The organism is Pseudomonas sp. TH21 (assembly GCF_016651025.1).
GTDB classification, from domain to species: domain Bacteria; phylum Pseudomonadota; class Gammaproteobacteria; order Pseudomonadales; family Pseudomonadaceae; genus Aquipseudomonas; species Aquipseudomonas aylmerensis.
This window is the reverse complement of the sequence record NZ_JAEKEQ010000001.1, coordinates 6,070,215-6,084,558: the sequence shown is the minus strand read 5'-3', so window position 1 is coordinate 6,084,558 and position 14,344 is coordinate 6,070,215. Positions and strand designations below refer to the sequence as shown.

The following is a 14,344-nucleotide window of genomic DNA, read 5'->3' as shown; positions in this document are numbered from 1 at the left end:
GAGTTTACTGCACGGGAGGGTCCGGTCTTCAATCAGGATCCTATCCCGCCAAAGGAGCTAGTTATGTCTACTCAACAGCCTAAAAATCAAGTGGCTAGCAATAACGCAAGAATTCTAGTTATCAGGGATGAAAGGCCCCGCTTTTTTGATTCTTCCAATGTACAAGCAAGCTTGAGAAGTTTTTCGGTCATCACGGATGGCGCTGGTTCATTGACAGCGGAGTATGGGAATACGCTGTTTCCGCGGGATGAACGGTACGAGTTCGGCTTTCCTCGAGATATAGAGAAGCATCGAGGAAATATCGATTATAGAGACGAAAACGGTGTTTATTTTATAATGCCTATATCGGGGACGTTTTATGTTTTTTCCGAGTCTGCGGGTCTTCCGGATACGTACATAAATCATATTAACTACGTCAATTTGAAGTTTGAGCATCAGGGACAAGAAGTTACTATCAGCGGCACGGGTGAGGCCACTTTTGTTTTTCAAAAGTCTTCACACTAAGAAAAAAGCCCTGTTCTCACGAACAGGGCTTTTTTCGTTTCAGTGTTTACTCAACGCCCATGCTTGGCCTTGAACTCCCGACGCCGACGATGCAACACCGGCTCGGTATACCCATTCGGCTGCTTGGTCCCTTCAATCACCAACTCCACCGCGGCCTGGAAGGCAATGTTGCTGTCGAAATCCGGCGCCAGCGGTCGGTACAGCGCATCCCCGGCATTCTGACGGTCCACCACCGGCGCCATGCGCTTGAGGCTTTCCAGCACCTGGGCTTCATTGACGATGCCGTGGCGCAGCCAGTTGGCGATGTGTTGGCTGGAGATACGCAGCGTCGCGCGGTCTTCCATCAGGCCGACGTCGTTGATGTCCGGCACTTTCGAGCAGCCCACACCCTGGTCGATCCAGCGCACGACATAGCCGAGGATGCCCTGGGCGTTGTTGTCCAGTTCGTTGCGGATCTCTTCCTCGGACCAGTCGGTATTCTGCGCCAGCGGGATAGTGAGAATATCGTCCACCGAGGCGCGCTCGCGCTTGGCCAGTTCGGCCTGGCGGGCGAACACGTCGACCTTGTGATAGTGCAACGCGTGCAGCGCCGCGGCGGTCGGCGAGGGTACCCAGGCGGTGTTGGCACCGGCCAACGGGTGCGCGATCTTCTGTTCGAGCATCGCGGCCATCAGGTCGGGCATCGCCCACATGCCTTTGCCGATCTGCGCACGGCCCTGCAAGCCAGTGCTCAGGCCGATATCGACGTTCCAGTTTTCGTAGGCGCCGATCCATTTTTCCGCCTTCATCGCCGCCTTGCGCACCATCGCGCCGGCTTCCATGGAGGTGTGGATTTCGTCACCGGTACGGTCGAGGAAGCCGGTGTTGATAAACACCACGCGCTCGCTGGCGGCCTTGATACAGGCCTTGAGGTTGACCGTGGTACGGCGCTCCTCGTCCATGATCCCGACTTTCAAGGTGTTGCGCGGCAGGTTCAGCACGTCTTCGATGCGGCCGAACAGCTCGTTGGTGAACGCAGCTTCTTCGGGGCCATGCATCTTCGGTTTGACGATGTACACCGAACCGGTCCGGCTGTTCTTGCGGCTGCTGGTGCCGTTGAGGCTGTGGATCGCCGCCAGGCTGGTGAGCAGGCCGTCGAGAATGCCTTCCGGGACTTCGTTGCCGTGTTTGTCGAGGATCGCGTCGATGGTCATCAAGTGGCCAACGTTGCGCACGAACAGCAGCGAACGGCCATGCAGGGTCACGTCCTGGCCATCCACGCCGGTGTAGACACGGTCGGCGTTCATGGTACGGGTGAAGGTCTTGCCGCCCTTGGCCACTTCTTCGGCCAGGTCGCCTTTCATCAGGCCGAGCCAGTTGCGGTAGATCACCACTTTGTCATCGGCATCGACGGCGGCGACGGAGTCTTCGCAGTCCATGATGGTGGTCAGCGCGGCTTCCATCAGCACGTCTTTGACGCCGGCGGCGTCGGTCTGGCCGACCGGGGTGCTGGCGTCGATCTGGATTTCGAAGTGCAGGCCGTTGTGCTTGAGCAGGATTGCGATCGGCTCGGCCGCGGGGCCCTGGAAACCGATCAACTGGGCGTCGTCGCGCAGGCCGCTGTTGCTGCCGCCCTTGAGGCTGACGATCAGCTTGCCGTCGACGATCTTGTAGCCGGTGGAGTCGACGTGACTGCCGGCCGTCAGCGGCGCGGCTTCGTCGAGGAAAGCGCGGGCAAAGGCGATGACCTTGTCGCCACGCACCTTGTTGTAGCCCTTGCCCTTCTCGGCGCCGTCGGCTTCGCTGATGGCGTCGGTGCCATACAGCGCGTCGTACAGCGAACCCCAGCGCGCATTCGAGGCGTTGAGGGCGAAGCGGGCATTCATCACGGGCACGACCAGCTGGGGGCCGGCCATGCGTGCAATTTCGTCATCGACGTTTTGGGTCGTTGCCTGGAAATCTGCGGCTTCTGGCAGCAGGTATCCGATATCTTGCAGGAAGGCTTTGTAGGCCACCGGGTCATGGGCCTGGCCGGCGTGAGTCTGGTGCCAGGTGTCGATCCGCGCCTGGAAATCATCGCGTTTGGCGAGTAGGGCTTTGTTCTTCGGTGCCAGGTCATGGATGACCTTGTCGGCGCCGGCCCAGAACTGGTCGGCAGTGATGCCGGTGCCGGGAATGGCTTCGTTGTTCACGAAGTCGAACAGGACTTTGGCGACCTGCAGGCCACCGACTTGAACGTGTTCAGTCATTGCTTGCCTCACTCTGCGGAGCTTATGCGCTGTTTCAGATTTTCATTATGTAGTGCACGGTTGGGCATACTACATGATGACTTGCGGTTGTGAAAATTAGACTAAATACGTCGTTTAGCGACCCACTTTGGTCGTACGGTCACAGCGGAGAACGGGATGTTCTCAAAAAACTATGAGATTGTTCCAGATAAATCTAAAAATGGTACACGATTTGTTTTCGGCCACGCCTGCGTCCACCTTGTAAGAGCTGGGGGGACGCTGAGTCCTTGCCAGCGATGAGGCCCTTGAACCTCGCGGCGATGATCAGGCCGCTGTCGCCGGAAAGCCGGCTCCTGCAGAAAACAACAACATCTGAGGAATTCGCCATGGACCATCTTGTACTCACTATTATCGCCGCCGACAAACCCGGCCTGGTGGAACGCATCGCGCAGAACATCGCGGCGCACGGCGGCAACTGGCTGGAAAGCCGCATGGCGCACATGGCTGGGCAGTTTGCCGGGATCCTGCGCGTCAGTGTGCCGGCGGAAAGCCGTCAGGCCCTGGTGGCCGCGCTGGAGGACTTGTCCACCCACGGCATTCGGGTGCTGGTGGGCGAGGGCAGCAGCGGGCAGGCGTCGGCGTCCAAACCGATCCTCATGACGCTGGTGGGTAATGACCGTTCGGGCATCGTGCGCGAGATCACGGCGCTGCTGAGCAAGCAGGGGGTCAACCTTGAGCGCTTGAGCACCGATGTGCGCCCGGCGCCGATGAGCGGTGACCTGCTGTTCAGCGCCGAGGCCCTGCTGCAGGTGCCGTCGAACGTGTCCCTGGAGGCGTTGCAGGAGTCCTTGGAAACCCTGGCGGATGACCTGATGGTGGAACTGCGCAACGAGGAATAACCACGCACAAGGTTATGCATGGAAATCTTGCATGGGCCTGTGGATAACCTGTAGAGACCTGGCCCCAGGCCACGCACTGCGTGCGTCTTCGTGACCTGAGCAAAAAACGAGCAGTTTCAAGGGCTTGTGCACAAATGGCGGGGATCAGGTTGTGGATAACCTTGGGGTGGATGTCTGCAAGCCACGCCATTCGTGGCCTGCAGGGGGTTGTACGTTATTTGATCAGCGTTTGCGCACGCTCATCCAGGCGTCCAGGCTGTAGACCACCAGGCCGGCCCAGATAAAGGCGAAGGCGATCAGCGTGCTTTGCGCCAGATGTTCGCCGAACAGCAGCACGGCTTCCAGCAGCACCAGCGTCGGCGCTACGTACTGCAGGAAGCCCAATGCGGTGTAGGGCAAATGCCGCGCAGCGGCGTTGAAGCACACCAGCGGGATCAACGTGACCGGGCCTGCGGCCACCAGCCACCAGGCCTCGGACGTGCTCCAGAATTCCAGCTGCGCACTGTGCGCCGACGGATTGAACAGCAGCCACGCCACCGCAATCGGCACCAGCATCCAGGTCTCCACCACCAGCCCCGGCAACGCCTTGACCGGTGCCTGCTTGCGGATCAGGCCGTAGAACCCGAAAGTCAGTGCCAGCACCAGCGACACCCACGGCAAGCTGCCCACCTGCCACACCTGCTGGGCTACACCCACCGCTGCCAGGCCTACGGCGACCCACTGCAGGCGGCGCAGGCGTTCGCCGAGGATCAGCATGCCCAGCAGCACATTCACCAACGGGTTGATGTAGTAACCCAGGCTCGCTTCGAGCATGCGCCCGCTGTTCACCGACCACACATAGGTCAACCAGTTACCCGCAATCAACGAACCGCTGAGGGCCAGGATCGCCAGGCGCTTGGGGTTGTCCCGCAGTTCGCGGAACCAGCCGGGGTGTTTCCACACCATCAGCAGCACGCCACCGAACAGCGCCGACCACAGCACCCGGTGCACGATGATTTCGGCGGCGGGTACGCTGGCGATGGCTTTGAAGTAGAGCGGGAACAGACCCCAGATGACATAGGCGCTCAGGCCCAAAATGTACCCTTTGCGAGGGTTGGCGGCGTGCATGCAGAATCCTTGCTTAGGCAGCTAACAAAGCGCGATTGTAAGGATTTTTATCAGACAGTGGGACTGGCTTTTCTGTGGAGCTGGCTTGCTTGCGATGCAGGCAACTCGGTGTATCAGGCTCGCCGAGGTGACGCCATCGCAGGCAAGCCAGCTCCCACAGGGGCATTTCGGTCAGAACAGTTTCAGCGGTTCTTCGTTGAGCGCCGAGAGCTGTTCGCGCAACGCCAGCACCTGATCGCCCCAGTACCGCTCACTGCCGAACCACGGGAAGCTGTGGGGAAACGCCGGGTCATCCCAGCGCCGTGCCAGCCAGGCGCTGTAGTGCATCAGGCGCAAGGCGCGCAGCGGTTCGATCAGCGCGAGTTCACGCGGGTCGAAGTCGTGGAATTCCTGGTAACCGTCCATCAGTTCTGACAGCTGCCCCAGGCATTCCTGGCGGTCGCCGGCGAGCATCATCCACAGGTCCTGCACGGCCGGGCCCATGCGGCAGTCATCGAGGTCGACGATATGGAACATCTCGTCGCGGCACATCATGTTGCCGGGGTGGCAATCGCCGTGCATGCGGATGTTCTTGTGCGGGGTAGCCTTGTACACCTCTTCCACCCGCTTGAGCAGGTCGCGGGCCACCGATTCATAGGCTGGCAACAGGCTCTTGGGGATGAAGTTGCCTTCCAGCAGGGTGGTGAGGGAGTCGTGGCCAAAGTTCTTCACGCCCAAGGCTTCGCGGTGTTCGAACGGGCGCGTGGCCCCCACCGCATGCAAGCGGCCGAGCAATTGCCCGAGGCGATAGAGTTGATCGAGATTGCCCGGCTCCGGCGCACGGCCGCCACGGCGAGGGAACAGGGTGAAGCGGAAACCTGCGTGTTCGAACAGGCTTTCGCCATTGTGGATCAGCGGCGCAACCACCGGGACTTCGCACTCGGCCAGTTCAAAGGTGAAGCGGTGTTCTTCGAGGATCGCTTCGTTGGTCCAGCGCTGGGGGCGGTAGAACTTGGCGATCAGCGGTTCGGCGTCTTCGATGCCCACCTGGTAGACACGGTTTTCGTAGCTGTTGAGCGCGAGAACGCGCGCATCGCTGAGGAAACCGATGCTTTCGACGGCGTCGAGCACCAGGTCGGGGGTGAGTGTTTCAAACGGATGGGCCATGCGAACTCCTGCGCGCAGCAGAGCGCCGCGTCCGGCCGGGTATGGTAACGCACACGGGCAGAGATAGGTGGTGGCTGTGCGGACGCCTTCGCGGGCAAGCCCGCTCCCACAGTTGACCCAGTTCCAGCATGCACCGGCGTCCAATCCGCCCACGTCCCAGATTGGAATGCTTTCACCTGTGGGAGCGGGCTTGCCCGCGAAGACGGCCTATCAGGCGCCCACGACGCCACCATCATCCCGCCGAATCGCCATCACCGACGAGCGCGGCTTGCCGTTGGGCAGATGCTCCGGCCACGTCGAACCGCCCGTTTCGCCCGGGTGCTGAATCCCCACAAACAGGGTCTTCTGATCCGGCGAAAAGCTGATCCCCGTCACCTCACAGGCCACCGGTCCGACCATGAAGCGGCGAATCTCACCAGTGCTCGGGTCGGCGCACAGCATCTGGTTATTGCCCATGCCGGCGAAGTCACCCGCGTTGCTGTAGTCGCCGTCGGTGAGGATCCACAGGCGTCCGGCTTTGTCGAACCCCAGCCCGTCGGGGCTGTTGAACATGTTCTGCGGGTTGATATTCGACGAACCGCCCTTCGGCGTGCCGGCATGCACACCGGGGTTGCCGGCGACCACAAACAGGTCCCAGCTGAACGTGTTGGCACCGTGGTTATCGGCATCCGCCTTCCAGCGCAGGATCTGGCCGTAGACGTTCTTTTCACGCGGGTTGGGGCCGCCCACCGGCTGGCCGTCTTCGCCACGCTTGGCGTTGTTGGTCAGGGTGCAATAGACCTGGCCGTCGGTGGGGCTGACCACGATCCATTCCGGGCGGTCCATGCGCGTGGCTTTCACCACGCTGGCGGCCAGGCGGGCGTGGATCAGCACTTCAGCCTGGCTGGCAAAACCGCTGCTGGCATCGATGCCGTTTTTGCCGTGGGTCAGCTCGACCCATTGGCCCTTGCCCTTGGGGTGGTCGGCATCGCCGTCGCCTGCATCGAAGATCGCCACGTACAAGGTGCCGTGGTCGAGCAGGTCTTTGTTGGCCTTCGGATTCTTGTGGTTGATCTTGTCGCGGCTGACGAATTTGTAGATGAACTCACCGCGTTCATCATCGCCCATGTACACCACGGCGCGGCCGTCGCGGGTTTCGGCGAGGGCGGCGTTCTCGTGTTTGAAGCGGCCCAGGGCGGTACGCTTGACCGGCGTGGAGTGCGGGTCGAACGGGTCGATCTCCACCACCCAGCCGTGGCGGTTGAGCTCGTTGGGGTTTTTGGCGATGTCGAAGCGCGGGTCATGCAGGTGCCAGTTGATATCTTTGCTGGCGGCCACCACGCCGTAGCGTTTCTGCCCGGCGTCGAAGCTTTGCTGGGGGTTGCTGCTGCCGAAACAGTCGGTGAAGTTCTCCTCGCACGTCAGGTAAGTGCCCCACGGCGTCTTGCCGTTGGCGCAGTTCTGAAAGGTGCCCAGCACCTGCTTGCCGGACTTGTCGGCAGCGGTTTTCAGCCAGGCGTGGCCGGCAGCGGGCCCCCCTACGCGGATCGGCGAGTTGCCGTGGATGCGGCGGTTGTAGCGCGAGTCCTGGACGAACTGCCAGCTGTCACCTTTGCGCTGCACTTCGATCACCGACACGCCTTCGCTGGCCTGGGCCTTGTGCACGTCTTCAGCCGACTGCGGCGCACCGCCGTGGGCGAAGAGGTAGCGATAGTTGGTGTATTCGTTGTTGATCGCCATCAGCGCGCGGTTATCGTCGCCGGGGAAGGCGAACAGGCTCATGCCGTCGTTGTTGTCACCGAACTGCTGCTCCTGGGCCTTGGCGGTGCCGTTGCCGGACGGGTCGAACGCCGGCGCGTTCTTGTGCAGCGGCTGGCCCCAGCTGATCAGCACCGAAGCGCTGTAGCCGGGCGGCAGGGTGATGGCGTCGCTGGTGGCGGCGGCGATGCTGGTAAAGCCCAGCAACGGGCTGGCTGTGGCGGCGTTGACGGCCAATGCGCTGCGGCTCAGCAGGTTGCCGCCGAGGAACATCGCGGCACCGCACAGGGCGCCGGCGCCGATAAAGCGGCGGCGGGTAAGGCCGACCATCTGTTCAAGGTCGGTTGCTTGGTTTTCTTCTAATAGGCTCATCTCAGGCTCCCTGCGGTTTTTGCAGACACCTTAAGGAGCGGGCGTGACGAAATTGTTGCAGTTTGAAGGCGGGGCGTTGCTACACCGGTGTGCCGAGCAGCACATTGCTCGGCGCAAATTGCACCTGGAGCGTCTTTCCTTCCACGGCACCCAGGGCCTTGAGTGTGTCCGGCTGGGCCAGGGCGCATAAAACCTGGCCAGTGGGCAAGGCGATGCGCACTTCGCTGGGGCCGTCCTCGGCCGCGAGAATGGCCTCGACGCTGCCGCTCATGCAATTGTGTCCAGGTGTTGCAGCTTGTTCCGGGGCGAGCAGTTCCAGCCAGCCCGCCTTGATCAGCGCGACCACTTCGACGCCCATTTCCAGCTCCAGTCGTTGCGTGCTGTCGTGGGTGATTTGCGCTTGCAGGGTCAGTCCGCCGGCCAGTTGCAGGCAGATCAGGTCGTTGCGGCCATGCTGCTCGATGGCGATCACTTGCCCGTGCAACTGGTTACGCGCGCTGGTGCGCAGCATCAAGCGGCCGAGCAGGCTGAAGTCGCTGGCGGCTTCATCCGAACCCAGCACCTCGGCCTGCAACATTTGCAGGCGCTGGTAGAGGCGCAATACGCGCTCGCCTTCGGCCGTCAGCTTGGCGCCGCCACCGCCCTTGCCACCGACGCTGCGCTCCACCAGCGGTCTTTGCGCCAGGTTGTTGAGCTCGTCGATGGCGTCCCAGGCCGCCTTGTAACTCAGGCCGGCACTCTTGGCGGCACGGGTGATGGAGCCTTGCTCGGCGATATGCCCCAGCAAGGCGATGCGCTGGGGGCGACGGATAATGTGTTGGCTGAGGGAAGTCGGCAGGGACATGGGCACACGCTTCGTTGAGATGAGCGGACGTTGCAGCGCTGGCGCGCGGGAGTCAAGTCAGCCGCCCGGTTTGGGCGTGCGTGCCAGGCAATACACATCCACCTGCCGCGCCCCGGCGCTCAGAAGCAGGCGCGCCAGGCTGTGGGCGGTGGCGCCGGTGGTGAGTACATCGTCCACCAGCGCAAAGTGCCGGCCCTGCACCAGCGCGCCGGGCGCCAGGGCGAAAGCGCCGAGCAGGTTGCGTCGGCGGGTCTTGGCGTCCAGCGCCTGTTGCGCGACGGTTTCCTGGGGGCGCAGCAGCAGGTGTTCATCAACGCCGATGTCCAGCTCCTCGCTGAGCCAGCGCGCCAGCATCAGCGCCTGGTTGTAACCGCGTTCGCGCAGGCGTTTGCGCGCCATGGGCACCGGCAGCAGGCAATCGGGGCGGCTGAGTTCAGCGTTGTCCAGGCGATGGCGCAGGTGCTGACCCAGCAAGCGGCCCAGCAGGTGCCCGAGTGGCCAGCGGGCCTGATGCTTGAAACGGGTGATCATGGTGTCGACGGGAAAACTGAAGGTGAAGGGCGCGACCACTTGTTTAAAGGCCGGCGGCTGGCGCTGGCATTGGCCGCAGATCAACCCGTCCATGGGCAACGGCAGGGCGCACACCTCGCAGTGTTCCGTCAGCCAGGGCAATTGCGATTCGCAGGCAGTGCACACGCACTCGGCTGTTTGGGTGCTTTCATCACAGAGTAAACATGCCTGTGTGTTTTTTAACCAGATGTAAACCTTGTGTTTGTAGTCGGGTTGACAGTGCATGAATCTTCCTTAAATATGCCGAGCATCCGTGTCGCGCTTGTGGGTATTGCCCTTCCCGCAGCGCTTGCCCAAGCATAATCAAGGAATCGCCCATGAGCGCCAGCACCACCGCCACGTTGCGTCACGATTGGTCCTTAGCCGAAGTCAAAGCGTTGTTCGTGCAGCCGTTCAATGACCTGTTGTTCCAGGCGCAGACCGTGCACCGCGCGCATTTCGACGCCAACCGCGTGCAAGTGTCGACCTTGCTGTCGATCAAGACCGGCGCCTGCCCGGAAGATTGCAAATATTGTCCGCAGTCGGGCCACTACAACACCGGCCTGGAAAAAGAAAAGCTGATGGAGGTGCAGAAGGTCCTCGAAGAGGCCGCCCGCGCCAAAGCCATCGGCTCAACGCGTTTCTGCATGGGCGCGGCCTGGAAGCACCCGTCGGCCAAAGACATGCCCTACGTGCTGCAGATGGTCAAAGGGGTGAAGGCCATGGGCCTGGAAACCTGCATGACCCTCGGCCGTCTCGACCAGGACCAGACCGAAGCCCTGGCCCAGGCCGGCCTCGACTACTACAACCACAACCTCGACACCTCGCCGGAGTTCTACGGCTCGATCATCACCACCCGCACCTACAGCGAGCGCCTGCAAACCCTGGCCTACGTACGTGACTCGGGGATGAAGATCTGCTCCGGCGGCATCCTCGGCATGGGTGAGTCGCTGGACGACCGCGCCAACCTGCTGATCCAGCTGGCCAACCTGCCGGAGCATCCAGAGTCGGTGCCGATCAACATGCTGGTGAAAGTCGCCGGCACGCCGCTGGAAAACGCCGAAGATATCGACCCGTTCGACTTCATTCGCATGCTCGCCGTGGCGCGCATCCTGATGCCGCAATCTCATGTGCGGCTGTCGGCCGGTCGCGAGGCGATGAACGAGCAGATGCAGGCACTGGCATTCTTCGCCGGCGCCAACTCGATTTTCTACGGCGACAAACTGCTGACCACCGCCAACCCACAGGCCGACAAGGATATGCAGCTGTTCTCACGCCTGGGCATCCTGCCGGAAGCGCGCGAAGAGCACGCCGATGAAGTGCACCAGGCAGCGATCGAGCAGGCGTTGGTGGAGCAGAAGAGCAGCGAGCAGTTCTATAACGCCGTGGTTTGACGCCGTCCTCTATCTGGAATGCATTCCAAAGGTGGGAGCGGGCTTGTCGCGAAGGCGGTGTCTCAGTGCCAGATGTGCTGACTGACCCACCGTCTTCGCAAGCAAGTCCGCTCCCACAGTTGATCGCATTCAGTCTCAAGTTCCTTGATCTGCCGAGGCCTGCATGTCTTTCGATCTCGCCGCGCGCCTCGCTGCCCGCCGTGCCGAACACCTTTATCGCCAACGCCCCTTGCTCGGCAGCCCCCAAGGCCCGGAAGTGGTGGTGGATGGCCAGCCGTTGCTGGCCTTCTGTAACAACGATTACCTCGGCCTGGCCAACCACCCGCAAGTGATCGAAGCCTGGCGCGCCGGTGCGTCCCGCTGGGGCGTGGGCGGCGGCGCTTCGCACCTGGTGGTCGGGCACGCCACGCCGCACCATGAACTGGAAGAAGCGTTGGCCGACCTCACCGGGCGCCCACGCGCCTTGCTCTTCACCACCGGCTACATGGCCAACCTTGGCGCCGTCACGGCGCTGGTCGGGCAGGGCGATACGGTGTTGGAAGATCGCCTCAACCACGCCTCCTTGCTGGATGCCGGGCTATTGTCCGGGGCGCGTTTCAATCGCTACCTGCACAACGACCCCGCCAGCCTGGCCAAGCGCCTGGAGAAAGCCACCGGCAATACCCTGGTGGTCACCGATGGCGTGTTCAGCATGGACGGCGACCTGGCCGACTTGCCGGCACTGGCCCGTGAAGCCCGGGCCAAGGGCGCCTGGCTGATGGTGGATGACGCGCACGGCTTCGGCCCGCTGGGCGCCAATGGGGGTGGGATTGTCGAGCATTTCTGCTTGAGCCAGGAGGACGTGCCGGTGTTGGTCGGCACCCTCGGCAAAGCGTTCGGCACCGCGGGCGCGTTTGTCGCCGGCAGTGAAGAGCTGATCGAAAGCCTGATCCAATTCGCCCGGCCCTACATCTACACCACCAGCCAGCCGCCGGCGCTCGCCTGCGCCACGCTGAAAAGCCTGGAGTTGCTGCGCACCGAGCATTGGCGCCGCGAGCACCTCAATGGCCTGATTCGCCAGTTCCGCCAGGGCGCCGAGCAGCTCGGCCTGGACTTGATGGACAGCTTTACGCCGATCCAGCCCATCCTGATTGGCGACAGCGCCAAGGCTGTGCGCCTGTCCCAGCGGCTGCGCGAGCGCGGGCTGATGGTTACCGCGATCCGTCCGCCCACAGTGCCGGCCGGCAGTGCACGTTTACGCGTGACCTTGACGGCAGCCCACAGCGCAGCGCAGGTGCAGCTATTGTTAAACGCGTTGGAAGCGTGTTTTCGCTTGGAGTCCGACCATGCGTGATCGACTGATATTGCTGCCCGGCTGGGGCCTTGGCGTATCACCGCTGGAACCCCTGGCCGCCGCCTTGCAGGGGATTGATGCGCACCTGCGGGTGCAGATCGAGCCCTTGCCGCTGCTGGCTTCCAGCGACGTGGATGAGTGGCTCGACGAACTCGACGCCACGCTGCCGGACAACGCCTGGCTGGGCGGCTGGTCCCTGGGCGGCATGCTTGCCTCTGAGCTGGCGGCGCGCCGCGGCGAGCGCTGCTGCGGCCTGCTGACGTTGGCGAGCAACCCGTGTTTTGTCGCCCATGACGGCTGGCCCAGCGCGATGCCCGCCGAGACCTTCGATGCGTTTCTCGCCGGTTGCCATGCCGACTCACAGGTGACCCTCAAACGCTTCGGCCTGCTGTGCGCCAAGGGGGCCGAAGACCCGCGTGGGCTGGCGCGCCTGTTGGTCAGCGGGGCACCGACTACGCCGTCCAGCGCATTGATGAGCGGCCTGGAGCTGCTCGCCCAACTGGACACCCGCGAAGCCTTGCTGGCCTATCACGGCCCGCAGATGCACCTGTTTGCCGGGTTGGACGAACTGGTCCCCGCCGAGGCCGCCAGCCACTTGCTGGCCCTGCTGCCCGATGTTGAAATCGGCCTGATTGAACAGGCTGGTCACGCTTTTCTTCTGGAAGACCCCCACGGTGTGGCGGGGGCCATCCAGGCTTTTTTGCATGAGTGCGTCGATGACTGATCTATCCCAGCCTTCCTTGCCAGGCGCGTTGCCGGACAAGCGCCAGGTGGCGGCTTCCTTTTCCCGCGCGGCGGCCAGTTATGACAGCGTCGCCGAGTTGCAGCGCGCGGTAGGGCATGCGCTGCTGGCACGCCTGCCGACGGCTATCGCGCCAGATCGTTGGCTGGACATGGGTTGTGGCACCGGCTATTTCAGCCGCGCGCTGGCGGGGTTATTGCCAGCCAGCCAGGGCGTGGCCCTGGATATCGCCGAAGGCATGCTCAACCACGCGCGTCCACTGGGCGGGGCCGAGCATTTCATCGCCGGTGATGCCGAGCGCCTGCCGTTGAAAGACGAGAGTTGTGGGCTGATCTTCTCCAGCCTGGCGGTGCAATGGTGTGCGAATTTCGACGCTGTACTCAGCGAAGCCTGGCGCGTGCTGCGGCCCGGCGGTGTGTTGGCGTTTGCGAGCTTGTGCGTGGGCACCCTGGGTGAGCTGCGCGACAGCTGGCGCGCCGTCGACGGGCTGGTTCACGTCAATCGCTTCCGCACGTTCGAGGCGTATCAGCAGTTGTGCGCCGCCAGCGGCTTGCGCGTGGTGAGCCTGGAGCGTCGCCCGCATGTGCTGCATTACCCGGATGTGCGCAGCCTCACCCACGAATTGAAGGCATTGGGCGCGCATAACCTCAACCCGGGTCGCCCGGGAGGGTTGACGGGGCGCGCGCGGATTGTTGCACTGGTGAACGCTTACGAGCAGTTCCGCCAGGCCCAGGGCCTGCCGGCGACTTACCAAGTGGTGTATGCCGTACTGGAGAAACCTCTATGAGCGCCGCCTACTTCATCACCGGCACCGACACCGATGTCGGCAAGACCACCGTCGCCGCCGGCCTGTTGCACGCCGCACGCCAGCTCGGCAAAAGCACCGCCGCCGGAAAGCCGGTGGCCTCCGGTTGCCAGGTCACGCCCAAAGGCTTGCGCAACGCGGACGCGCTGGCGCTGCTGGCCGAATGTTCATTGCCGCTGAGTTATGCCGAGGTCAACCCGGTGGCGTTCGAGCCTGCCATCGCCCCGCACCTGGCCGCGCGCGAGGCGGGTGTGGCGTTGACCGTGCAATCGCTGTTGAAGCCCATGCAGCAGATCCTGGCGCGGCAAGCGGATTTCACCTTGATCGAAGGCGCAGGCGGCTGGCGCGTACCGTTGGCCGACCAGGACAACCTGTCGGACCTGGCGATGGCGCTCAAGCTGCCGGTGATTCTGGTCGTCGGCGTGCGCCTGGGCTGTATCAGCCATGCCTTGCTCACCGCCGAAGCCATCGCGCGGGACGGTTTGCCGCTGGCGGGTTGGGTGGCGAACATCATCGATCCCAAGACCTCTCGTCTGGAAGAAAACCTTGCCACCCTGGCCGAACGCTTGCCCGCACCGTGCCTGGGCCGCGTGCCGAAACTCAAGCACGCCAGCGCCGAAGCCGTGGCGCAGCACCTGCAGTTGGACCTGCTTGACTGATTTTGGCTATCGACAAGGCATTATGCCATTAGTGTTTTTGACGGGC

Annotated in this window: 13 protein-coding genes; 7 read left to right on the top strand and 6 right to left on the bottom strand. The window is 62.8% G+C overall.

Annotation, left to right across the window (positions count from 1 at the left end; translation table 11 throughout):
- Window positions 1-63 precede the first annotated feature (63 nt).
- Window positions 64-504 (top strand): hypothetical protein, encoded by a 441-nt coding sequence (locus JFU04_RS27045; RefSeq protein ID WP_120450214.1) that lies wholly within the window; start codon window positions 64-66, stop codon window positions 502-504.
- Between the two features lie 50 nt (window positions 505-554).
- On the opposite strand, the gene JFU04_RS27040 is transcribed toward JFU04_RS27045, so the two are convergent.
- Complete coding sequence (locus JFU04_RS27040) at window positions 555-2,732, bottom strand: malate synthase G (RefSeq protein ID WP_201146016.1); 2,178 nt, start codon at window positions 2,730-2,732, stop codon at window positions 555-557.
- Window positions 2,733-3,097: 365 nt separating this feature from the next.
- On the opposite strand from JFU04_RS27040, the gene JFU04_RS27035 reads away from it, so the two are divergent.
- On the top strand, window positions 3,098-3,610 hold the full coding sequence (locus JFU04_RS27035) for a glycine cleavage system protein R (protein WP_065904712.1): 513 nt from the start codon (window positions 3,098-3,100) through the stop codon (window positions 3,608-3,610).
- Between the two features lie 222 nt (window positions 3,611-3,832).
- Here JFU04_RS27035 and rarD read toward each other — a convergent pair whose 3' ends face one another.
- From rarD to JFU04_RS27010, 5 genes are all read right to left on the bottom strand, one after another.
- Complete coding sequence (gene rarD / locus JFU04_RS27030) at window positions 3,833-4,717, bottom strand: EamA family transporter RarD (protein WP_065904709.1); 885 nt, start codon at window positions 4,715-4,717, stop codon at window positions 3,833-3,835.
- 171 nt (window positions 4,718-4,888) lie between these two features.
- Entirely contained in the window at window positions 4,889-5,863 is a 975-nt protein-coding gene (locus tag JFU04_RS27025; protein WP_065904707.1) for a serine/threonine protein kinase, read from the bottom strand.
- A gap of 210 nt (window positions 5,864-6,073) precedes the next feature.
- Window positions 6,074-7,972, bottom strand: coding sequence for a PhoX family protein (locus JFU04_RS27020; RefSeq protein ID WP_201146015.1), 1,899 nt, complete (start codon window positions 7,970-7,972; stop codon window positions 6,074-6,076).
- Between the two features lie 79 nt (window positions 7,973-8,051).
- Entirely contained in the window at window positions 8,052-8,816 is a 765-nt protein-coding gene (locus tag JFU04_RS27015; protein WP_201146014.1) for a TOBE domain-containing protein, read from the bottom strand.
- A 57-nt stretch (window positions 8,817-8,873) separates the two neighbouring features.
- Window positions 8,874-9,611, bottom strand: coding sequence for a ComF family protein (locus tag JFU04_RS27010; RefSeq protein WP_201146013.1), 738 nt, complete (start codon window positions 9,609-9,611; stop codon window positions 8,874-8,876).
- A gap of 92 nt (window positions 9,612-9,703) precedes the next feature.
- Between JFU04_RS27010 and bioB the strand changes: the two genes are divergently transcribed.
- From bioB to bioD, 5 genes are all read left to right on the top strand, one after another.
- Window positions 9,704-10,759 carry a biotin synthase BioB gene (bioB, locus tag JFU04_RS27005; protein ID WP_016977842.1) on the top strand — a complete coding sequence of 352 codons (1,056 nt, stop codon included), beginning with the start codon at window positions 9,704-9,706 and terminating at the stop codon, window positions 10,757-10,759.
- 163 nt (window positions 10,760-10,922) lie between these two features.
- Entirely contained in the window at window positions 10,923-12,092 is a 1,170-nt protein-coding gene (gene bioF / locus JFU04_RS27000) for an 8-amino-7-oxononanoate synthase (RefSeq protein WP_201146012.1), read from the top strand.
- Complete coding sequence (locus JFU04_RS26995) at window positions 12,085-12,816, top strand: alpha/beta fold hydrolase (RefSeq protein ID WP_201146011.1); 732 nt, start codon at window positions 12,085-12,087, stop codon at window positions 12,814-12,816. Before bioF ends, JFU04_RS26995 begins: the two co-directional genes overlap by 8 nt.
- Entirely contained in the window at window positions 12,809-13,621 is an 813-nt protein-coding gene (bioC, locus tag JFU04_RS26990; protein WP_201146010.1) for a malonyl-ACP O-methyltransferase BioC, read from the top strand. The genes JFU04_RS26995 and bioC overlap by 8 nt, the downstream gene beginning before the upstream one ends.
- A complete protein-coding gene (gene bioD, locus JFU04_RS26985) occupies window positions 13,618-14,298 on the top strand; it encodes a dethiobiotin synthase (RefSeq protein ID WP_065904689.1) in 681 nt (226 codons plus the stop codon). Before bioC ends, bioD begins: the two co-directional genes overlap by 4 nt.
- The last annotated feature ends 46 nt before the right edge of the window (window positions 14,299-14,344 follow it).

Bases quoted from the DNA above. Each gene is read 5' to 3' on its own strand.
- bioD (WP_065904689.1), top strand. From the start codon at position 13,618: ATGAGCGCCGCCTACTTCATCACCGGCACCGACACCGATGTCGGCAAG.
- bioF (WP_201146012.1), top strand. From the start codon at position 10,923: ATGTCTTTCGATCTCGCCGCGCGCCTCGCTGCCCGCCGTGCCGAACAC.
- rarD (WP_065904709.1), bottom strand. From the start codon at position 4,717: ATGCACGCCGCCAACCCTCGCAAAGGGTACATTTTGGGCCTGAGCGCC.
- JFU04_RS27020 (WP_201146015.1), bottom strand. From the start codon at position 7,972: ATGAGCCTATTAGAAGAAAACCAAGCAACCGACCTTGAACAGATGGTC.
- JFU04_RS27045 (WP_120450214.1), top strand. From the start codon at position 64: ATGTCTACTCAACAGCCTAAAAATCAAGTGGCTAGCAATAACGCAAGA.
- JFU04_RS26995 (WP_201146011.1), top strand. From the start codon at position 12,085: ATGCGTGATCGACTGATATTGCTGCCCGGCTGGGGCCTTGGCGTATCA.
- bioC (WP_201146010.1), top strand. From the start codon at position 12,809: ATGACTGATCTATCCCAGCCTTCCTTGCCAGGCGCGTTGCCGGACAAG.
- bioB (WP_016977842.1), top strand. From the start codon at position 9,704: ATGAGCGCCAGCACCACCGCCACGTTGCGTCACGATTGGTCCTTAGCC.
- JFU04_RS27010 (WP_201146013.1), bottom strand. From the start codon at position 9,611: ATGCACTGTCAACCCGACTACAAACACAAGGTTTACATCTGGTTAAAA.
- JFU04_RS27040 (WP_201146016.1), bottom strand. From the start codon at position 2,732: ATGACTGAACACGTTCAAGTCGGTGGCCTGCAGGTCGCCAAAGTCCTG.
- JFU04_RS27015 (WP_201146014.1), bottom strand. From the start codon at position 8,816: ATGTCCCTGCCGACTTCCCTCAGCCAACACATTATCCGTCGCCCCCAG.
- JFU04_RS27025 (WP_065904707.1), bottom strand. From the start codon at position 5,863: ATGGCCCATCCGTTTGAAACACTCACCCCCGACCTGGTGCTCGACGCC.
- JFU04_RS27035 (WP_065904712.1), top strand. From the start codon at position 3,098: ATGGACCATCTTGTACTCACTATTATCGCCGCCGACAAACCCGGCCTG.